Genomic DNA, 21,177 nt, shown 5'->3' on the forward strand with positions numbered 1-21,177 from the left:
CGAAGTGCGAACCCCGAACTCCGAACCCCGAACTCCGAACTCCGAACGAGGTCCCATGCCCACACCCCCACCGCTCGTGTCGGTGGTCGTCCCGATGTACAACGACCGCCGCACCGTTGACCTCTGTCTGCGCTCGATCCTGGAGCAGAGCTACCCGGCCGTCGAAGTGATCGTCGTGGACGACGCCAGCACCGACGACTCCGCCGACCTGGCCGCCGCCCACCCTGTCACCCTGGTGCGGGCCGAGCGCAACGGCGGCCCGGGCGGCTCGCGCAACCTCGGGGTCCGGCACGCCGCCGGCGAGATCCTCTTCTTCCTGGACGCCGATCTGACCATGCACCCGGACGCCGTCGCCGAGGCGGTGCGGATCTTCACCGAACACCCCGAGTACGGCGCGGTGTTCGGCGTTCCCGACAAGGAGCCGCTGTTCCCCGAGGGCGCCGTCGGGCAGTACCGGATCCTCCAGTACCACTACTGGCGCAAGAGCGCCGAGGGCCTGGTCAGCGGCGGCTTCTACGCGCTCGGGGCGGTCCGCCGGTCGGCCTTCCTGGAGGCCGGCTGGTTCAACGGCGCGCTCCGGCAGACCGAGGAGATCGACCACGCCGAGCGGCTCGCCGCGCTCCACCCGATGGTGCTCACCTCCCGGGTCCGGGGCCGGCTCTCCGACGAGAGCCGGATGCGGCCGCTGCTCCGGAAGGCCTTCGTCCGCAGCCGGCTGCGGGTGCCGTTCTACCTGGGCCGGGGCCGGGCGATGCAGGGGATGGAGACCCCCGGCCGGGCGGTCGCCTCGGCGCTGGCCGGGCTGGCGGTGGCGAGCCTGCCGCTGATCGCCTGGCAGCCGCTGACGGCGCTGGTCACGGCCCTGGCGGTGGCCGGCTTCGTGCTGACCGACCTCGGCCAGTACCGGTTCGTCCGGCAGGAGCGCGGGCTCGGCTTCCTGGCCTTCTTCACCCTGGCGCACCTGCTGGTGAACGCCGTCGTGCTGGCCGGTCTGGTCGCCGGGCTGGCCCAGTTCGCCGTCAGCCGCCGGTTCCGCCGGATGTACGCCGTGGTCGCCGCGGACGCCGTGGCCGCCGCGCCGGCCCGCGACGACGGAGCTGGCGGGAGCGCTGACGGCGACCGGGGGGCGACGGACCCGGACCCGCCGAGCCGGGCCCGCCGGATCGCCCGGCGGCTGCGCACCTGGTACGGGTGGGCCCTGATCGCCCTGGCCGGGCTCTGGCTCTGCTACGCCGTGCTGCGCCGGTCGGTCAGCGGCCGCTGGCACTGGGCCATCCTGCTGGACGCCACCCCGCCGGTGTTCCTGGTGGCGGTCCCGCTGGTGCTCCTGGCCGCCAGTGCCGCCGCCTGCGGCCCGCGCCGCCGCTGGGCCGCCGCCCTCGCGCTGCCCCCGCTGCTGCTCGCCCTCCTCACCGGCTCCGGGCTGAACTGGCCCGCCCTCTGGCACGGGGGTCGCCCGGTGCCGCCCGGCGCCCTGCACGTGGTCTCCTTCAACACCCAGTACTGGGCCGCCGCCACCGACGTGAACCGGCTGTACGACCTGATCCACCGCCAGAACGCGGACGTGTACCTGTTCCAGGAGCACGTGGTCTGGCAGGCCGGCCGCGGTGAGGACGGCTATCTGCGGCTGGACGACGACGCGCGGCTGGCGGCCGAGTTCCCCGGCTACCACATCGCCCGGCGGGGCGAGCTGCTCACCGTCTCCCGGTACCCGATCGTCGCCCAGCCGGCCGTCGGGACCGGCGCCGAGCTGGCGCCGGACGCCCCGTTCGGCACGGTCTTCGCCCGGGACAAGGTGCTGCGCACCGACCTCCAGGTCGGGTCGAAGGTGTTCAGCGTCTACAACGTGCACGTCACCGTACCGCTCGCGCCCGACCTCGACCCGTTCTCGGACTTCGACTTCGACTCCTACTTCCGGCGCAAGTTCGACTGGCGCCGGGCGGAGATCCGCGGCCTGGAGCGGGACCTCGCCGGCAACCCCCACCAGGTGCTCGTCTCGGGCGACTTCAACGCCGGCGCGTCGATGCGCGACCTGGACGGCCTGCGCGACCGGGCGGACGACGCGATCCGGGCCAACAACGACTTCCTGCCGCTGAGTTGGAAGTTCTCCGCGCCGGCCGGCTTCGACTGGGACAGCGCGGTCAACCGCTCCTTCCCGTTCTGGCGGCTGGACTGGAGCTTCACCGCCGGCCCGGTCCGGGTGCACCGCTACGACTTCCGGCCGACCGACGGCATCTCCGAACACCGGCTGCAGGACCTGTGGCTCTCCCTCTGAAAGGAACAACGATGGTGCTCAAGGATCTGCGGACCGCCGTCCGGACCGCCTCCGGCGTCGAACTGCTGGAGCGGCTTCCCGTACTGCGCCGGCCGGTCGACTGGCTGGCGGAGCGGCCCGTCCTGCACGGCCTGACGCTCTGGGCGTTCGGGCTGCGCAAGCCGCTCTTCTGGGACCACGTCGTCACCCCCGAGCCGCGCGCCGAACTCACCGAGGTGCGGTCCCTGTTGGAGAAGAATCGGGAGCGCTACGCGCAGCGGCTGACCGGCTTCCTGGAGCTGACCGAGCTGCTCCGGGGGATCCCGCTGAGCGGCACCGCGGCGGGCTCCACCCCGTACTGGAACAACGGCTGGCTGCCTCCGCTGGACGCGCTCTCGCTCTACGGCTTCCTGGCCGAGGAGCGCCCGGCCCGGTACCTGGAGATCGGCTCGGGCAACTCCACCAAGTTCGCCCGCCGGGCGCTCGAGGACCTCGGGCTGGCGACCCGGATCACCTCGATCGACCCGGCGCCGCGCGCCACCGTGGACCGGCTCTGCGACGAGGTGATCCGCACCCCGCTGCAACACGCGGACCTCGGGGTCTTCGCCGATCTGGAGCCCGGTGACATCGTCTTCTTCGACGGTTCGCACCGGCTGCACATGGGGTCGGACGTGGCGGTGTTCTTCTTCGAGGTGCTGCCCAGGCTCAAGCCCGGGGTGATCGTGCACGTCCACGACATCATGCTGCCCGCGGACTACCCGTACTCCTGGCGCTGGCGGCACTACTCCGAGCAGTACCTGCTCGCCGCCCTGCTGACGGCCGCCCCGGACCGCTTCGACCTGGAGCTGCCCGACGCCTTCGTGCACGCCGACCCGGAGCTGCGGAGGATCGCCGAACCGCTCTGGCGCGCCCTCGGCGTCCGGGACCACTACGAGCCGGGCTCGTTCTGGTGGCGCCACCGGGGCTGAGCCCCCGTCCGGCCCGCGCGGCGGTGCGGCTACACCGGGCACCAGGAGGAGTGGACGGCGTCGCCCGCCCTCGTCCGGCGCCGTACCGCCGGCTCCCCGGGGGGCGGCGCCGCGGCCACGCCGAGCAGGATCTCCCGTTCCAGCGAACGCAGTTCGGGCCCCGGCTCGATGCCCAGCTCCTCGATCAGGGCGGTCCGGAGTCTGCGGTACACCGCCAGCGCCTCGGCCGTGCGGCCCGACCGGTGCAGGGCGAGCATCAGCCGGCCGTGCAGGTGCTCGCGGAACGGGTGCGCGCAGACCAGCTGCTCCAGCTCGCCGACCAGGTCCTGGTGCCGGCCCAGCCCGAGCTCCAGCCGGATCCGCTCCTCGACGGCGCGCAGCCGGCTCTCCTCCAGTCGGCGGGCCCAGGCCTCCACGGGCGGGCAGGCGAGCCCGGCCATCGCCGGGCCGGTCCACCGGGCGAGGGCCCGGCGCAGGCCGGTGACGGCCTCCTCCGGCGCGCCCTGGGCGGCCAGCAGCCGGGCCCGGGCGACCTCCTCGTTGAACGCCGAGGCGTCCAACTCACCCGGGCCGACCCGGAGTCGGTACCCGTTCGGATGGGTCTCGATCACGGTCGGCGCACCCGCCTCGGCGAAGGCCCGGCGCAGCTGGGAGACGCAGATCCGGATCTGCGTCCGGGCGCTGGCGGGTGGCGCGGGGCCCCAGACGGTGTCCACCAGCCGGTCGAGCGGCACGACCCAGTTCGGGGTCAGGGCGAGGGTCGCCAGGACGATCTGCGACCGCCTGCCACCGAGGGCCACGGCGGTTCCGTCGACGTCGACACGAAGCGGTCCCAGGACATGCACGAGCACAACGATCTCCCCCGTATGAAGCTGTCACCTGTGCCGAAGTCCCGCTGCGGAAGCGGAGTTCGCCCCGCCGCCGGGGCGCCGCTCGCAGCATGGTATAGACCTATAAACGTGTCAAGGGCATCTCAAGCCCGCTCCCCGGCGGAGTCCGCGGCCGCTGCGGAGCCCGGGGGAGGCGGGCCCCACGGGCGTCGGACGGCCTCCGGCCGGCGTCCGGTCGGCGGGTGGGGGAGGGCGCGCGCGGGGCGTCGGCGGGCCGCTGGACGGGGGCGTCACGTCGAGGGCGTCGCGCCGGAGGCGTCACGGCGCGGTGGGGTGTCACGGTGGGGCGGGGCGGAGTAGCACGGCGGGGTGGGGGGCGGCGGTCACGGCGGCGCGGGCGGACCCGGCCGGGCGGGTCCGCCCGCCCCCGCCGAGGCCCCGTGCCGGGTCAGGACCGGGTGTACACCTTCGGGTCCCGGTACAGCGAGGCCAGCACCTGGCCCGGGATCAGGAGCTCCTCGGCCCGGCTGCCGTCCAGGGTGCTGATGGCGGCGAGCGAGGCGTCGAAGTCGTCGGTCTCGATCTCGATCAGCGTCAGATGGCGGTAGTGGGCCTGCGAGTGCCCTTTGTCGGCGCCGATCTGTTCGTCGTTGAGCACCAGCCGGCGGATCGAAAGAACTCCCGGAACTTCGAGAATCTCCGGAATGTGGGTGTTCTCGTACCAGTCGTGGAAGTCCTTCTCCCGACCCTCGTGCACGTTGCTCAGCACGGTGATGAGGTAAGTGGTCATGTCAATCCAACTCTCTTGCCACGCGCGGACATACCGTGAGGTCAGCCTCCCAGAAGGGTGGTGTTCCGGACGCCTTCGCGGGGGCGGGATAGGGGGTTCTTAGGGGGCCGGTTGACGGGTCCGCCGGACGTAGCATCATTTGGCCGAACGAGGTGGCCGGAATTCGACTTCGGGCCTTCTCGTGACATTCGGATGCGTGCTGGTGCCAGCAGGGGGATTTCATGGCGGAGTTGTCTCGTCGACGCTTTACATTGGCCGGACTCGGGGCGGCCGGACTCGGGATCGCCGCGACGGATCTCGTCGTGGGCGGCGGGGTCGCGGCGGCCGCGCCGGTGCCGGACGCCGGCGCCGACCAGTCGTGGCCGTTCCTGACCCAGGGCTTCGGCCCGGTCAGTGTCGCGCCCGGCGACCGGCGCTACCCGGACCTGCTGCTGCGCGGGTACAACCGCCGCTTCACCGGCAACCCCGACGCGGTGAAGCTGGTCGGCTCCACGAGCCAGGTCGTGCAGGCCGTCAACGAGGCCGTGGCGGCGGGCAAGCGGGTCACCGTCCGGGGCGGCGGCCACTGCCTGGAGAACTTCGTCGACGACCCGGACGTCCGGGTGGTCATCGACCTGTCCGAGATGCGCGCGGTGTACTTCGACACCACGATGAACGCCTTCGCGGTCGAGGGCGGCGCGATCCTCTCGCAGGTCTACCGCACCCTCGACCTCGGCTGGGGCGTGACGATACCCGGCGGCTCCTGCCCGAGCGTCGGCGTCGGCGGCCACATCACCGGGGGCGGCTACGGCGTGCTGTCCCGCCTCTACGGCCTGGTCGCGGACAACCTCTACGCCGTCGAGGTCGTCGTGGTGGACGCCTTCGGCATGGCCCGCTCGGTGATCGCCACCTCCTCGGCGAACGATCCCAACCGGGACCTCTGGTGGGCCCACGCGGGCGGCGGCGGCGGGAACTTCGGCATCGTCACCCGGTTCTGGCTGCGCTCGCCCGGCGCGACCGGCACCGATCCGACCAAGCTGCTGCCCCCGACCCCGGGCGGCATCATGATCACCACGCTGTTCTGGGACTGGTCCCAGCTGGACGAGGCGGCGTTCACCACGCTCGTCACCAACTTCGGCACCTGGCACGAGCAGAACAGCGCACCGGGCGCCGCCGCCAACCAGCTCTGGGCCTCGCTCATCGCGATCCGCCAGGGCAAGGGCGGCGTCATCGTCCGGGCCCAGGTCGACCCGACCGTCACCGGCACCCAGCAGATGCTGACCGACTTCGCCGCCGCGATGACGAGGAACGTCGCCGCGGCCCCGGCGGCGAGCACCACGGGCAACCTGCCGTGGCTCTACACCACGACCACCAGCGCCTCCGAGGTGGCCGGCGTGTTCGGCATCCCGAGCCTGCTGCTGCGCTCGAAGACCAAGGGCGCCTACCACAAGAAGGGGTACACCCCCGACCAGCTGCGCACCGTCTACCGCTACCTGACCAGCCCCTCCTACACGTACGCCTCCGGTCTGATGGGCCTCTTCTCCTTCGGCGGGAAGGTCAACTCCTTCTCCCCGACCACGACCGCGGTGCCGCACCGCGATTCGGTGATGCTCGCCTCCTTCTCCAACTACTGGTCCGACGCCGCGGACGAGACCCGCCAACTGCAGTGGGTCCGGGAGCTCTACCGGGACGTCTACGCGACCACCGGCGGCGTGCCGGTGCCCAACGGAGTCACCGACGGGAACTACGTCAACTGGCCCGACGTCGACCTCGCCGACCCGGCCTGGAACACCTCGTCCGCCCCCTGGTCGACGATCTACTACAAGGACAACTACGCGCGGCTGCAGCAGATCAAGGCCGCCCGGGACCCGCGCGACATCTTCCACCACGCGCTGTCGGTGCGCCCGCACTAGCGCGTGTTCGCAACCTCGCGTCGCGGACCGGGCGGGACTTCGCACACTCTCCCTGGGGCCCGCCGGTCCGGCCGTTCCCGCCGCGCGACGATGTGACGCGAACGGTCGGACCGGCCCCGGGCCCGCTCAGACCCGCCCCAGGTCCCTCGGGGCCGGGCGCTCGGCCGGGCCGCGCCGTCGGTCCGGCCCGGCCGGGCGCCACCCGCCGGAGTGCCGCTGGAGCTGGTCGGCCAGCCGGTCGTGCTCATGGGCGGCGTCCGGCGCGCCGAGCGCCCGGTGGGCCGCGGCGAGGCCGCGGTGCGCCCGGCCCTGGCGGTGGCGGTCGCCGGTCTCCTGACTGATGGCCAGGGCCCGGCCGTGCAGGTCCAGCGCCGCGGCCGGGTCGCCCCGCCGGCAGGCGACCTCGCCGAGCCCGCCGAGCGCCTGCCCTTCGAGATCGCGGGTGCCGGTCTCGCGGGCGAGCGCGAGCGCCTGGTGGAGGTGGGTCAGGGCGGTGTCGTGGTCGCCGACGCGCTGGTGCACGAGTCCGAGCCCGCAGAGCGCGTGGCCTTCGAGGTCGCGGGTGCTGGTGTCGCGGGCGAGGCCGAGGGCCTCGTGCAGGTGGGCCAGCGCGAGGGCGTGGTGGCCGAGGCGTTCCTGGACGAGCCCGAGGCCGCAGAGCGCGTGGCCTTCGAGGTCGCGGGTGCCGGTCTCGCGGGCGAGCGCGAGCGCCTGGTGGAGGTGGGTCAGGGCGGTGTCGAAGTCGCCGAGGCGCTGGTGCACGAGTCCGAGCCCGCAGAGGGTGTGGCCTTCGAGGTCGCGGGCGCCGGTCTCGCGGGCCAGGGCCAGGGCCCTGCGCAGGTCGTCGCAGGCCTGCTCGTAGTGGCCGGGGCCGCACTGCACCCGGCCGAGGTTGCTCAGCGCGTAGCCCTGGATGTCGCGGTCGTCGATCCGCTGGGCGATCACCAGGGCCTGGCGCAGGTGGATGACGGCGGTGGTGGAGCGGCCCAGGCGCTCGTGGACGAGGCCCAGACCGCACAGCGCGTAGCACTCCGCGCTCGGGGTGCCGGTGTCGCGGGCCAGGTCGAGGGCCTGGGCGAAGTGCGTGAGGGCGCTCTCGTAGCGGCCGAGCCGGTGGAGCACCAGGCCCATGTTGCTGAGCGTGCGGGCGTGCGTCACGTGGTCGCCCAGCTCGCGGGCGACGTCGAGGGCCTGGCGGAAGTGCGTGAGGGCGGTGTCGTAGCGGCCGAGCCGCTGGTTGGCCAGGCCCAGGCCGTACCGGGCGAGGTTCTCCAGCTCCCGGTCGTCGGTGTCGCGGGCCAGGGCGACGGTGCGGCTGTGCAACGAGAGCGCCTCGGCGTGCTGGCCGCGCAGGTGCAGGTAGTGGCGCAGCACGCGGAACAGGTCGGCGCTCTGGTCCGGCCAGCCGCGCCGGGCCGTCTCGGCCGCCGACAGCAGGTTCGGCCACTGCGCCTCCAACCACTCGGTGGCCTGGTCGAGTCCGGCCGGTGAGGCCGCGGGCCCGGCGGGGAGGAGCAGCGGCGGGCGGTCGCACCGCCACGGCGGGGAGACGGTGTCCATGGCCACCGCCGCGGTGCGGCGGTAGTGGTCGAACAACCGGGTCAGCGCCGCCTGCCGCTCGGCCTCACCGGCCTCGGTGGCGGCCAGGTGCACCGTGTAGGCGTGCAGCAGCGGGTGCAGCCGGTACTGCTCCTCGCGCGGCTGCTGGACCAGGTGCACGTCGAGCAGTTCCTCCAGCACGCGGTCTGCGGCCCGGCGGTCGATCCCGGCGGCGGCCGCCGCCGCGTCGGCGTCGAAGTCCGTCCCCGGGAGCACGCCCAGCAGGCGGAAGAGGTGCCGCGGTTCGGGTCCGAGCCGGCGGTAGGAGAGGTCGAAGGCGGCGGCGATGCCGCTCTCGGCGGTCTGCAGCTCACCGAGCCGGCGCCGGTGGCTGCGCAGCCGGGAGGTGAGGTAGGCGACGGTCCAGGCGGGCCGGTGGCGCAGCCGGGCCGCCGTGACGTGGATGGCCAGCGGCAGGTACCCGCAGAGCCGGAGCAGCTCGGCGACGCCCTTGGGCTCGGCGGCCACCCGCCGGTCACCCACGATCCGGTCGAGCAGGCGCCCCGCGTCGGCCGGCGGGAGCGGTTCCAGCGAGAGCACCGCGGCGGCGTCCAGGTCGGTGAGCCGGCTTCGGCTGGTGACCAGGATCAGGCAGTCGGCCGTCCCCGGCAGCAGCGGCCGGATCTGGGCGGAGCTGGCCGCGTCGTCCAGGACGAGGACCGCCCGCAGGCCGGCCAGTCTGGTGCGCCACAGCGCGGCCCGCTCCTCCAGGTCCTCGGGGACGGCGGCTCCCGTGACGTCCACCGAGCGCAGCAGCTTCTCCAGTGCCGCCCCCGGATCGAGGGGGGCCAGGCCGGGGGAGTGCGCGTGCAGGTCGAGGTAGAGCTGGGCGTCGGGGTAGCGCCCGGTCATCCGGTGGGCCAGGTGGACGGCGAGCGAGGTCTTGCCGACCCCGGCCATGCCGTCCACGGCGGCGAGCAGGACGTTGCTGGGCGCCGCCTGGTCGTGGTGGCCGGTCACCCGGTCGGCGAGGGTGTGCAGCTCCTGCTCCCGCCCGGTGAAGTGGCTGATGTCCTTGGGCAGGCTGTGCGGGGCGGGCGGCGCGAACGTGAAGGTCCGGGGGCGGCCGAGGGCCGCGTCGTTGGTGAGGATGCGCTGGCGTAACTCGCGCAGCTCCGGGACCGGTTCGAGGCCGAGCGCGTCCGCGAGCCGCCGCCGGGTGGACTCGTACACGGTGAGCGCGTGCGACTGGCGGCCGGAGAGGTAGAGGGCGAGCATGAGCTGGCCGGCCAGCCGCTCGCGCAGCGGGTGGGCGCTGAGCCAGTCGGTCAGCTCGGGGACGACGGCCTGGTGGTGGCCCTGCGCGAGTTCGAGGTCGACGCACTCCTCGATCGCGGTGAGCCGCTGCTCCTCCAGTCGCGAGGTGTGCGGCTGCAGGGCCGAGTTGTCCAGGCCGGCCAGGGCCGGTCCGCGCCACAGGGCGAGCCCGGCCCGGAACTCCTCGACCGCCGCGGCGAACTGCCCGGCGGCGGCGTGGTGCCGGGCCGCCGCGAGCGCGTGGGCGAACGCGGCCGCGTCGAGCTGGTCGTCGGGGACGTCGAGGCGGTAGCCGGTGGCGCCGACGGCGGTCGGCAGGGTGGTGACCCCGGCGGACTTGAGCAGACCGCGCAGCATGGAGACCGCGTTGCGGACCTGCTTCTCGGCCGTCCGGGGCGGATCGTCCCAGAGCGCGTCGACGAGCTCGCCGAGCGGCACGCTCTGATTGGCCTTCAGCAGGAGGAGGGCGAGCACCAGGTGTTGCCGGGGGCCCGCCAGGGGCACCTTGCGGTGGTTCGCCCCGACCTCCAGCGGTCCGAGAATGCGGAATTTCACTCAGCCTCCCCCGTTCTGACGCGCCGTCACCAAGTCCGTCGCGGGCTGTTCGCCACGATGCTACTTGGATTCAAACGGATCTTCGAATGCCATATTCCACGGTCGACAGCCGTGGCTCCGGCACGGGCGCGGGGCCGGTTCGGACACCACCGGCCCGCTTCGGGCCTGCCGGCGCGGGCGTGCGGCCGGGCTGCCGGGCCCTCGGACCAACGCGCCGGACCGTCCCGGAGTTTCCGTCCGAACGATCGGATCGCACCGGCTCCGGGGGAGGACCGCGCGGGGACGGCCGGAGGACGGCTGGAGGACGGCATCGGCCATGATGAGCGTCCGTAGAGGTAGACAGGTACCAGTGACGACGGGGGCCGCCACATGACCGAGACTTCACGACCGCCCGACACCGCGGAAGGCCGGCCGTTCGGCCGCCCGGGCGCGAACCCGCCGCCGTGGCCGCAGGCCTCGTGACCGCGCGCCGCCGCCCGGCCTGACCGGCCCGGTACCGCACGGCAGGCCCGCCCGGCCCGTTCGGCCCGCCCGGCACGTTCGGCCCGTTCGGCCCGGTGCCCGTGCGCCCGGCGTCCGTCGGCCGCTCCCGCCCGGTCCGTCCGCGGCCGTCCTTCCTTCCGCTCCCGGCCACCCGTGGCCCGGCCCGGCGGCCCGACGTCCGCGTCGCGGCACCCGAGGTGCCATCCCGGGGCGTCCTGGGAGCGTCCTCCCTCGTCCCTTCACCCCGATCGGCGGGCCGACCGCCGGACGACCGCCGCTTCCGGACGCCTTCGCGCCGGACGGCGGGCTCCGTGCCGCACCCCGCCCCCGCCCGTACGTCACCCATGTCTGCCCCTGCGCGCCGGGCCGAGCCTGTGCTCCGGCCGTGCCCGCGCCATGACCGGACCATGCGGCCCGTGGTCCCGGAGGGATGCGAACCACCGATGAATCTTGTCGAACGACCCGAGACGGCCCCCGAGTTGCTCTGGCAGGCGAAGGACCTGCTGGCGGTGCTGGAGCGGCGGCGCGACGCGGGCGGCGGCGCCCGGGACGACCAGCGTCACCTGGACGCGGCGGCCGACCGGCTGCTCGTCGCCTGTGAGTTCCCGAGCCTGCTGCGCGCGGTGGCCGCGGACGCGGAGCGCGTCCCGTCCGGCGGCCCGGCGGCCGGTGCGGGCGGGGAGGAGGACAGCGGCCCGGTCCGCCACCGGGCGGCCTGGGCCCTGGCGAGCCGGCTGCTCGGCGACCCGGGCCTGCCGGACCCGGCGGACGGCGCGGCCTCCGCGCTCTCCGCCTGCGCCTTCCGCGAGGACACCGCCTCGGCGGTGCTCGCGGCGGTCACGGCCCTGGTGCACAGCAACCGGCCGGAGGCGGCGATCTCCTGGTGCGACGCAGTGCTGCCGGACGCCGTCCGGCTCGCCGCCGACACCTGGGCGCCCCGGCTGCTGGCGGCCCGCGCGGAGGCCTCGCTGCACCGGGGCGACATCCTGGTCGGGCTGGCCCGGGCGGAGGCCGTGCTGGACATGGTCCCGCCGCAGCGCCGGGGCGCCTGGATCGGCGGGCCGCTGGCCTGCCTGGTCGCCGGGTACACCGACCTCGCGGAGCCCGGCGCCGCGAAGGAGTGGGTGCGCCGCCCGGTGCCCGCGCCGATGTACGAGACCCGGCACTGCCTCGGCTACCTGTACGCCCGCGGGCACTTCCACCTCGCCGCCGGCGAGCACCGGTCCGCGCTGGCCGACTTCATGAGCTGCGGCCGGCTGCTGGCGTCCTGGGGGCTGGACCCGGACCTCTACGCCTGGCGGCTCGCGGCCGCCGCGGCCTACCTGGGCGTCGGCGACCACGACAACGCGCTCACCATGGTCGACTCCCAGCTGGACCGGGCGGTGCCGGCCGGCGACCGGTCCCGGGTGTTCGGCCGGGCGACGGCCCGCGGCCGGCGCCGGCAGGAGCTGCGCGAGGAGCTGTTCGCCACCCTCCAGGACACCTCGGGGCGGCCCGGGTTCCTCTCCTCGCTGCGGGCCCTGCAGTGGGGCGAGCTGCCCGGCGCCGCCCCGCACCGGGTCGCCCGCTACAAGGTGACGGACCGCTACGCGGGGTTCCTGGACCAGCTCAGCCCGTCGGAGCAGCGGGTGGCCCTGCTGGCCGCCCAGGGCGAGACCAACCAGCGGATCGCGCGCTCCCTGTCGATCACGGTCAGCACGGTGGAACAGCACCTGACCCGTACCTACCGCAAGCTGCGGGTGGCCGGCCGGAGCGAGCTGCGCAGGAAGCTGGGGTGAGCCGGATCGCGGCGGGGGCCCGTCGTTCGACCACTGCCTGCGGCAGTCGGACGACGGGCCCCCGGGCGTTCCCGGCGGGTGGCGTCAGGGCAGCGGGATCGGGGCCGCCGTGGCGGGCAGTTCGTCGAGGACCTGCACGATCGCGCAGGCGAACGCCATGCCGACACCCGTGCCCAGCAGCATGACGTGGTCGCCCGGGTGGACCTCCCGCCCGGCGAGCAGCTGGTAGAGGCCGCAGACCTGGTCGCTGGCGCCGGTGTGGCCGAGCCGGCGGCCGAACTCCCACATGCCGAGCCGCAGATCGCCGTCGAAGGGCTCCAGGATGTGCTCGACGATGCTCCTGCGCCCGGCGCTCTGGTGGGTCACCCGGCTGATGTCACCGGGCTTCAGGCCGGCCTCGTCGAGCGTGCGGCGGATCAGCCCGGCCTCGGCCTGCCCGATGAGCCTCGCCATCTCGGCCTGGTCGCCCTGGAACGCCTCGACCCGCTCGCGCAGCCTGACCCGGTGTCCGATGGTGGCCCCGGGCGGGAAGAGCGCCTCCCCGCCGCGGTTCAGTTCCTCCAGGTCCGGCAGCGAGGAGGCGCAGACGTTCACCACCCGGGCGAAGCCCTGCCGGCGGGAGAGGACGAGGGCCGAGGCGGCGTCCCCGAACAGCGCCCACTTGGTGCCGCGCCAGCGGTCCATGAGCGGATGCGCCCAGTTGTCGGCGGCGGTGACGAGGGCGGCGCCGCGGTCCGGGGCGGCGGTGAGGTAGCAGCCGGCCAGTTCCAGGGCGGCGACCATGCCGCTGCAGCCCTGCCGGACCTCCAGCGCGGGGCCGTACCCGCCGATGGTGTGCCGCTGGACGTAGTGCGCCGGGGACCAGATGTCGGGGCCCTGGTGCCCGGCGCTGGCGTGCATCAGCACGGCGATGTCCGCCGCGTCGTGGTGGGACATCGCCAGCGCGTCCCGCCCGGCCCGGGCGGCCATGTCGGGTGCGGAGACGTCACCGGCGACGGCCACCGAGAGCCAGTCCGTCCCGGTCGCCAGCTCCTCGTCGCAGAGCCCCCGGGCGGCCGCGTCGGCGACGGTGACGAAGTCCGGGACGACGGCGGCGATGCCGTCCAGATAAAGGTCGTCGAATATCACGGAAACCTGCTCCCGGCGGGCTCGGACGGGTGATTCGAGGAAATGCCGGGACTTCCGGAAATCCTGCTCGGAAGGCGGCGGACAGTAGCATAACCGGGTGTCGCGGTACTGGCAGCCCCTAAACAACCCCTACCGGGCCTATTTCCCGCGGAAAGGAACGGGAGCGGTGTGCAGAATAGCGATCGGCCGTGTTCGACGGAAATGGCCGCAGGGGTACCACCACCGCAGCCCGGGAGTCTGACGTGGAAGAGTCCGCAGTCGTCATAGTCGGGGCGAGCAGCGGCTTCGGCGCCGCGCTGGCCGAGGACCTCGCCGGCGCCGGCCGGACGGTGATCGCGGGCGCCCGCAGCGTCCGCCCGTCCGGTGGCGGCGTGCTGTACCGGCAGGTCGACGTGACCGACGAGGGGAGCGTCGCGGCGTTCTTCGCCCAGGTGGCGGAGGTCTCGCCGGCCCCGTACGGCCTGGTCTACAGCGCGGGCGACGCCTCGGCGGTCGGGTACGGCTGGGAGGTCGGCGCCGACGAGCTGAACCGGGTCTTCGACGCCACGTTCTTCGGTTTCGTCCGCTGTCTGCGCTACGCGGTGCCGCCGATGCGCGCGGCCGGGCGGGGCAGCGTGCTGGCCCTCGGCTCGCACAGCGCCCGGGTGCCGGTCGACATGCTCGGCGCGTACGCCTCGGCCAAGGCGGCGCTGGAGCACTACGTGCGCACGCTCGCCAAGGAGCTCACCGGGTCGGGCGTGCGGGCCAACGCGCTGGGCATCGTCGCGGAGACGGCGCTCTCCCGCGACTTCCTCACCCGCAAGGCGGACGCCCTGGGGCGCGAGACCCCGTACCCCGCGCTGCCCGCGGTGCGGGACAACCTGCCGCTCGCCCGCTTCCTGCTCTCCGCCGAGTCCTCGCACGTCTCCGGCCAGGTGGTGGACGCGTTCCCGCCGGCCTGGTGACGCGGGCGGGCCCGCCGGCCCGGCGGCCCGGCCGGTGGGCTCAGCCGGGGGCGGTGAGCACCGAGTCGGTGAGCGCCAGCACCCCGGCGCGGACGGCGTCCATGGTCATCCCGGTGCCGACGAGCAGGTCGACGAACTCCGCGCGCGGCACGCCCAGGACGGCGTGGGCCATGAAGCCGGCGTCCACGCCCGGCCGCGCCTCGGCGATCGCCCGGGCGAGGGCGTCGTGCCAGAGCAGGTACCGGCCCACGTTGGCGTGCGAGCGGGAGGCGTTCTCCAGGGCGCGCAGCAGTGGGCCGCCGGGCACCACGACCTCGTCGAAGAGCTCGCCGACGAAGCGCAGCACGCGCTCCCGGGCGGGCACCTCCGGGTCGGCCAGCCGGTCGAGCGCGCCGTCCTGCCAGTCCTCCGTGAGCTGGTCGAACAGGGCGCCGATGAGGCCCTCGCGGTTCCCGAAGCGCCGGAACAGGGTGCCCTTGCCGACCCCGGCCGCCTCGGCGATCTCCTCCATCGAGACGTGCTCGACGCCGCCGTCCCGGAACAGCTGCTGGGCCGTGGCCAGGATCTTGCGCCGGTTGTGCGCGGCGTCCGCGCGCTCCCTGACGGCCACATGAGCTCCCTTGACATCCAGCGGTGATCCGGGGCTACGCTATCGCAACCAAGCGGACCGCCGGTCCGCTTATGGTGAAGTTCACGGCAGCTGAGTCAAGGAGACGCACCCATGCGTTCTGTTCGGTTCCACGAGTACGGTTCGCCCGAGGTCCTCAAGGTCGACGAGGTCCCGGACCCGGAGCCGGGCGAGGGCCAGCTGCTGGTCCGGGTGAGCGCGGCCGGGATCAGCTACGCCGAGACCCAGATCCGGTCCGGCCTGATGCAGCAGTTCGCCTGGTTCCCGGACCCGCCGCTGCCGTACGCCCCCGGCTTCGAGGTCGCGGGCACGGTCGTGCGGGTCGGCGCCGGTGTCGGTGACGAGTGGGTCGGCCGGAAGGTCGTCGGCGCCGCCCCGACCGCCGGTGGCTACTCCGAGCTGGCCGTCCTGCCCGCCGGCGCCGTCCAGGCGATCCCCGACGGGCTGGGGGAGCACGAGGCGCTGGCGCTCTTCGGCCAGGGCGTGGTCGCCGTCGGCGTGGCCGAGGTCGCCGCGATCCAGCCCAAGGACGTCGTGCTGGTCCAGTCCGCCGCCGGCGGTGTCGGCAGCCTGCTGGTCCAGCTGGCCAAGAACGCCGGCGCCGAGGTGATCGCGCTGGCCCGCGGCGAGAAGAAGCTCACCCTGGCCCGGGAGCTCGGGGCGGACCACGTCCTCGACTACACCGAGGAGGGCTGGGAGCAGCGCGTCCGCGACCTCGCCCCCGGCGGCGTCCAGGTCGCCTTCGACGGCGTCGGCGGCGAGATCTCCAGGGCCTCGTTCGACCTGCTGGCGATGGGCTTCGGCCGGCTGGTCGTCTACGGCACCGCCGGCGGCACCGCCCCGCAGTTCGACCCCGAGATGCTGTACGTCCGCGGCGTCTCGGTCTCCGGCTTCGGCCCGCGGGTCTTCCTGCAGCCCGAGTACGGGGCCCGGCTGCGCCAGACGGCCTTCGACCTCGCCGCGGCCGGCTCGCTGAAGCCGGTCGTCGGCCAGGTGTTCCCGCTGGCCGAGGCCGCCGCCGCACACCGCGCGTTCGAGGAGCGCACCACCCTCGGCAAGGCCGTCCTGGTCCCGTAGTCCCCCCGGTGCGGTGGTCACGGCGGCGGCCGTGACCACCGCGCCGGTCACCCCTACGACGCATGCGCCCGGTCCGTTCCACGGACCGGGCGCATTCGTCGTTCCCGGCCCTTCGCCGGCGTCCTTTCCGCAGGTCGGAGCGGAACTCCCGGCGCACCCCGGAGATATTCGAAAAGGGGTAAGGGGGACCCCTCCGGTAGGGGTTTGACAGGGGAGTGCCCGAACGGTTCTCACGCCTAGCATCGGTATCTGATCGTCTGTGCGGCCATTGTCCCGAACATATCGACGGTGGGAGAACCGGAAGCATGAGTGGCTCCGTGGGTGAGATCGAAGCGACGGACGGCGCGATAGCCGTCATCGGCATGTCCTGCCGCTTCCGCGGTGCGCAGGGCGGCGAGGAGTTCTGGGAGCTGCTGAGCACCGGCACCGACGCGGTCGCCGCCGCCCCCGCCGGGCGCCCCGGCCGGGCCCGGGGCAGCTACCTCGACGGCGTCGACCGCTTCGACGCCGCGTTCTTCGGCATGACCCCGTCGGAGGCCGACGCCACCGACCCGCAGCAGCGGCTGGTGCTCGAAGTCGGCTGGGAGGCCCTGGAGAACGCCGGGATCCGCCCCGCCGACGCCGGCCGCCTCGGCGTCTTCGTCGGTGCGATCTGGGACGAGTACGGCGAGTTGAGCCGCCGGGCCGGCCCCGACACCTTCGGCCGGCACACCGCCACCGGGGTGCACCGCAGCGTCATCGCCAACCGGCTCTCCCACGTCCTCGGCGCGGGCGGCCCCAGCCTGGTCGTCGACACCGGACAGTCCTCCTCCCTGGTCGCCGTGCACCTGGCCTGCGAGAGCCTGCGCCGCGGCGAGTCCGAACTGGCCGTCGCCGCCGGCGTCAACCTGCTGCTCGGTCCCGACAACGAGGCGCTGCTCGCCGCCTGGGGCGGTCTGTCGCCCGACGGCGTCTGCCGCACCTTCGACGCCCGCGCCAACGGGTTCGTGCGCGGCGAGGGCGCCGCCGCCGTCCTGCTGAAGCCGCTGGCCGCGGCGATCGCCGACGGCGACACCGTGCTGGCCACCATCCTCGGCAGTGCCGTCAACCACGGCGGCGAGGAGAGCCTCGCCACCCCGAGCGTCGACGCCCAGCGCGCCGTGCTCGCCGCGGCGCACCGGGCCGCCGGGGTCACCCCCGCCGACCTCCAGTACGTCGAACTGCACGGCACCGGGACCCCGGTGGGCGACCCGGTCGAGGCGGCCGCGCTCGGCGCCGAACTCGCCGCCCCGCGCGCCGCCGAGGCTCCGCTGCTGGTCGGCTCCGTCAAGACCAACATCGGGCACCTCGAAGGCGCCGCCGGGATCGCCGGCCTGGTCAAGGCGGTGCTCGCGGTCCACCACCGCGCCATCCCGGCCACCCTGCACCACGAGACCCCGCACCCCGGCATCCCGCTCACCGAACTCCACCTGGAGGTCGCGCGGGAGCTGCGTCCGTGGCCCCGCCCCGACCGGCCGCTGGTGGCCGGGGTCAGCTCGTTCGGGATGGGCGGCACCAACTGCCACCTGGTCCTGACCGAGGCCCCGGCCCGGCCCGAGCGCCCCGCCGCCACCCCGATGCCGGCCGTGCCGTGGGTGGTGAGCGGCCACACCCCGGCGGCGCTGCGCGCCCAGGCGGGGAAGCTCACCGCACTGGCCGCCGCGGACCCGGTGGACGTCGGCCACTCGCTGGCCACCACCCGCTCGGTGTTCTCCCACCGCGCCGTGGTGGTCGGCGCCGGCCCGGCCGACCTGCTCGCCGGTCTGGACGGCCTCGCCGGGACCGGCGCGGTGGCGGACGAGCCGAGGCTCGCCCTGGTCTTCACCGGCCAGGGCGCCCAGCGTATCGGCATGGGGCGCGAACTCCGCGCCGCCTACCCGGAGTTCGCCCGGTCCTTCGAGGAGGTCTGCGCCCGGCTGGACGCCCTGCTCGGCGGCTCGCTGGCGGAGACGATCGACACCGGCGAGGGCCTCGACCGCACCGGCCGGACCCAGCCCGCGCTGTTCGCCGTCGAGGTCGCGCTGGCCGCGCTGCTGGAGTCCTGGGGCGTCCGGCCGGACGTCGTCCTCGGCCACTCCGTCGGTGAGATCGCGGCCGCCCACGTGGCCGGGGTGCTCGACTTGTCCGACGCCTGCGCCCTGGTGGCGGCCCGCGCCACGCTGATGCAGGCGCTGCCCGCCGAGGGCGCGGCCATGGTCGCCGTCGAGGCCGCCGAGGACGAGGTCCGTGCCCTGCTCGGCGACCGGACCGGCGCCGCCGACATCGCCGCGGTCAACGGCCCGGAATCGGTCGTGCTGTCCGGCGTCGACACCGTGGTGGCCGAGGTGGCGGAGCAACTGCGCGCCCGGGGGCGGCGGGTCAGGCGGCTCACCGTCAGCCACGCCTTCCACTCACCCCTGATGGACCCGATGCTCCCGGACTTCCGCCAGGTGGTGGCCGGGCTCACCTTCCGCCCGCCGCGCGTCCCGATGGTCTCCACCGTCACCGGCGCCCCGCTCACGGCGGCCGAGGCGGCCTCGCCGGACCACTGGGTCCGCAACGTGCGGCAGCCGGTGCGGTTCGCGGACGCGGTCCGCGGCTGCGCCGCCACCGCCTTCCTGGAGATCGGCCCCGACGCCGCGCTCACCGGCGCGATCGGCGACACCCGGCCCGAGGCCCTCGCCCTGCCCGCGCTCCGGAGCGGCCAGGCCGAACCGCCGCGGCTGCTGAACTCCCTCGGCCGGCTCTTCGAGCACGGCGTCGGCGTCGACTGGCCGCGCCTGTTCGAGGGCACCGGCGCCCGCCGGATCACCCTGCCCGGCTACGCCTTCCAGCGGGACCGGCACTGGCTCGGCATCCCGCGCGGCGACGACCCGGTGCACGAGCCCTCCCGCGCCGAAGCGCTGCGGCAGCGGCTGGCCGACGCGCCCGACCCCGACGCCGCCACCACCGACCTGGTCACCCGCGCCCTCGCCCGGGTCCTCGGCACCGACGCGGCCGGTGTCGACGTCGACAGCGCCTTCCGCGACCTCGGCCTCACCTCGGTGACCTCGGTCGAACTGCGCGACGCCCTGGTCGCCGAGACCGGACTCCCGCTGCGCACGGGCCTGGTGTTCGACCACCCCACCCCGCGCCGGCTGGCCGCGCACGTGCACCGCTCGCTGTTCGACGCCGCCCCCGACCCGGTGGCCCCGGCCGCCGTCCGGCCGGTGGCGGCGGACGACCCGGTGGTGATCGTCGGCATCGGCTGCCGCTTCCCCGGCGGAGTCTCCTCGCCGGCCGACCTCTGGGACGTGGTCGCCGGCGAGCGCGACGTCATCAGCGGCTTCCCGGCCGACCGGGGCTGGGCGCCCGGACCGGTCCGGCACGGCGGATTCCTGGACGGCGCCGCCGACTTCGACGCGGACTTCTTCGGCATCTCGCCGCGGGAGGCGCTGGCCATGGACCCGCAGCAGCGGCTGCTGCTGGAGACGGCGTGGGAGGCCTTCGAGCACGCCGGCATCGACCCGCACACCCTGCGCGGCAGCGCGACCGCCGTCTACGTCGGCGCCAGTGCCGAGGAGTACGGACCCCGGCGGCACGCGGCCCCCGAGCACCTGAACGGCTTCCTGCTGACCGGTGGTTCGCCGAGCGTCATGTCCGGCCGGATCGCGTACGCCTTCGGCTTCACCGGTCCGGCGCTGACGGTGGACACCGCCTGTTCCTCGTCGCTGGTGGCGTTGCATCTGGCGGTGCAGGCGTTGCGCGGTGGTGAGTGTGCGTTGGGTGTCGTGGGCGGGGTGACGGTGATGTCGTCGCCGGGGACGTTCGTGGAGTTCTCGCGGCAGCGGGGGTTGGCGGCGGACGGTCGGTGCAAGTCGTTCTCGGCGGACGCGGACGGGACGGGTTGGTCGGAGGGTGTGGGGGTGCTGCTGCTGGAGCGGCTCTCGGATGCCCGTCGGTTGGGTCACCGGGTGTTGGCGGTGGTGCGGGGCAGTGCGGTGAACCAGGACGGTGCGTCGAACGGGCTGACGGCGCCGAACGGTCCGTCGCAGGAGCGGGTGATCCGGCAGGCGTTGGCGAGTGCGGGGTTGTCGGCGGCGGATGTGGACGCGGTGGAGGCGCACGGGACGGGGACGCGGTTGGGTGACCCGATCGAGGCGGAGGCGTTGCTGGCGACGTACGGGCGCGGGCGGGACGCGGACCGGCCGCTGTATCTGGGGTCGGTGAAGTCGAACATCGGGCATACGCAGGCGGCCGCGGGTGTGGCCGGTGTGATCAAGATGGTGATGGCGCTGCGCAGCGGTCTGCTGCCGCGTTCCCTGCACCTGGACACCCCGACACCCCACGTCGACTGGTCGGCCGGGGCGGTGGAGTTGCTGGGCGAGGCCCGGGAGTGGTCCGCGGGTGACCGTCCGCGTCGCGCCGGGGTCTCCTCGTTCGGGATCAGTGGTACCAACGCGCATGTGATCCTCGAAGAGGGGGATCCGGCGGTGGTCGCCGTGGACGGTGACCGGGCGGCGAGGCCGGCGATGCCGGTGGTGCCGTGGGTGGTGTCGGCGCGCTCGCCGGAGGCACTGGCCGGGCAGCTGGCCCGGGTGGCGGAGCTGGCCTCCTCGGGTGACATCGACCCGGTGGATGTCGGGTGGTCGTTGGCGACGTCGCGGGCGGTGCTGGAGCACCGGGCGGTGCTGCTGGGCTCGGATGTGGTCACCGCCGGGGCGGGTGCGGTTCGGGCGGGTGTGGGGTTCCTTTTCGCGGGCCAGGGCGGTCAGCGGGCGGGCATGGGGCGGGAGTTGTACGGGGCGTTCCCGGTGTTCCGGGCGGCCTTCGACGAGGTGTGTGCGGTGCTCGACGCGCCGGTGGCGGAGGTCGTCGCCTCGGGTGAGGGGCTGGGTCGTACGGGGTTGGCGCAGCCGGCGTTGTTCGCGCTGGAGGTGGCGCTGTTCCGGCTGCTGGCCTCCTGGGGTGTGGCTCCGCGTGTGCTGGTGGGGCATTCGGTGGGTGAGATCGCGGCG

12 protein-coding genes are annotated in these 21,177 nt (G+C 74.4%); 7 read left to right on the plus strand and 5 right to left on the minus strand.

What is annotated here, in order from left to right; genetic code table 11:
- The first annotated feature begins 55 nt into the window (after window positions 1–55).
- Both ABZ497_RS08455 and ABZ497_RS08460 read left to right on the plus strand, forming a co-directional pair.
- Complete coding sequence (locus tag ABZ497_RS08455; protein WP_359804022.1) at window positions 56–2,275, plus strand: glycosyltransferase; 2,220 nt, start codon at window positions 56–58, stop codon at window positions 2,273–2,275.
- An 11-nt stretch (window positions 2,276–2,286) separates the two neighbouring features.
- Complete coding sequence (locus tag ABZ497_RS08460; RefSeq protein WP_359804023.1) at window positions 2,287–3,222, plus strand: class I SAM-dependent methyltransferase; 936 nt, start codon at window positions 2,287–2,289, stop codon at window positions 3,220–3,222.
- Window positions 3,223–3,251: 29 nt separating this feature from the next.
- Here ABZ497_RS08460 and ABZ497_RS08465 read toward each other — a convergent pair whose 3' ends face one another.
- Both ABZ497_RS08465 and ABZ497_RS08470 read right to left on the minus strand, forming a co-directional pair.
- Entirely contained in the window at window positions 3,252–4,073 is an 822-nt protein-coding gene (locus ABZ497_RS08465) for an AfsR/SARP family transcriptional regulator (RefSeq protein ID WP_352294813.1), read from the minus strand.
- Window positions 4,074–4,500: 427 nt separating this feature from the next.
- Entirely contained in the window at window positions 4,501–4,842 is a 342-nt protein-coding gene (locus ABZ497_RS08470; RefSeq protein WP_329486231.1) for a hypothetical protein, read from the minus strand.
- Window positions 4,843–5,063: 221 nt separating this feature from the next.
- On the opposite strand from ABZ497_RS08470, the gene ABZ497_RS08475 reads away from it, so the two are divergent.
- On the plus strand, window positions 5,064–6,734 hold the full coding sequence (locus tag ABZ497_RS08475; protein ID WP_359804024.1) for an FAD-binding protein: 1,671 nt from the start codon (window positions 5,064–5,066) through the stop codon (window positions 6,732–6,734).
- A 126-nt stretch (window positions 6,735–6,860) separates the two neighbouring features.
- Here ABZ497_RS08475 and ABZ497_RS08480 read toward each other — a convergent pair whose 3' ends face one another.
- Complete coding sequence (locus ABZ497_RS08480; RefSeq protein WP_359804025.1) at window positions 6,861–10,145, minus strand: tetratricopeptide repeat protein; 3,285 nt, start codon at window positions 10,143–10,145, stop codon at window positions 6,861–6,863.
- A gap of 926 nt (window positions 10,146–11,071) precedes the next feature.
- Between ABZ497_RS08480 and ABZ497_RS08485 the strand changes: the two genes are divergently transcribed.
- Complete coding sequence (locus tag ABZ497_RS08485) at window positions 11,072–12,406, plus strand: helix-turn-helix transcriptional regulator (RefSeq protein ID WP_359804026.1); 1,335 nt, start codon at window positions 11,072–11,074, stop codon at window positions 12,404–12,406.
- An 84-nt stretch (window positions 12,407–12,490) separates the two neighbouring features.
- Here the strand turns inward: ABZ497_RS08485 and ABZ497_RS08490 are convergent, their stop codons facing one another.
- The gene (locus ABZ497_RS08490) at window positions 12,491–13,534 is read right to left on the minus strand and encodes a ketoacyl-ACP synthase III family protein (protein ID WP_359804027.1); all 1,044 of its coding nucleotides are present in this window, start codon (window positions 13,532–13,534) and stop codon (window positions 12,491–12,493) included.
- A 242-nt stretch (window positions 13,535–13,776) separates the two neighbouring features.
- Between ABZ497_RS08490 and ABZ497_RS08495 the strand changes: the two genes are divergently transcribed.
- Entirely contained in the window at window positions 13,777–14,478 is a 702-nt protein-coding gene (locus ABZ497_RS08495; RefSeq protein ID WP_359804028.1) for an SDR family oxidoreductase, read from the plus strand.
- A 40-nt stretch (window positions 14,479–14,518) separates the two neighbouring features.
- Here ABZ497_RS08495 and ABZ497_RS08500 read toward each other — a convergent pair whose 3' ends face one another.
- The gene (locus tag ABZ497_RS08500) at window positions 14,519–15,088 is read right to left on the minus strand and encodes a TetR/AcrR family transcriptional regulator (protein ID WP_329486225.1); all 570 of its coding nucleotides are present in this window, start codon (window positions 15,086–15,088) and stop codon (window positions 14,519–14,521) included.
- A gap of 111 nt (window positions 15,089–15,199) precedes the next feature.
- Between ABZ497_RS08500 and ABZ497_RS08505 the strand changes: the two genes are divergently transcribed.
- Together ABZ497_RS08505 and ABZ497_RS08510 are read left to right on the plus strand one after the other, a co-directional pair.
- Entirely contained in the window at window positions 15,200–16,183 is a 984-nt protein-coding gene (locus ABZ497_RS08505; protein ID WP_359804029.1) for a zinc-binding dehydrogenase, read from the plus strand.
- Window positions 16,184–16,500: 317 nt separating this feature from the next.
- Window positions 16,501–21,177: beta-ketoacyl synthase N-terminal-like domain-containing protein (locus ABZ497_RS08510; protein ID WP_359804030.1), on the plus strand; the 4,677-nt coding region annotated here is incomplete at its 3' end.

Source organism: Kitasatospora sp. NPDC005751 (assembly GCF_040630835.1).
GTDB lineage: Bacteria > Actinomycetota > Actinomycetes > Streptomycetales > Streptomycetaceae > Kitasatospora.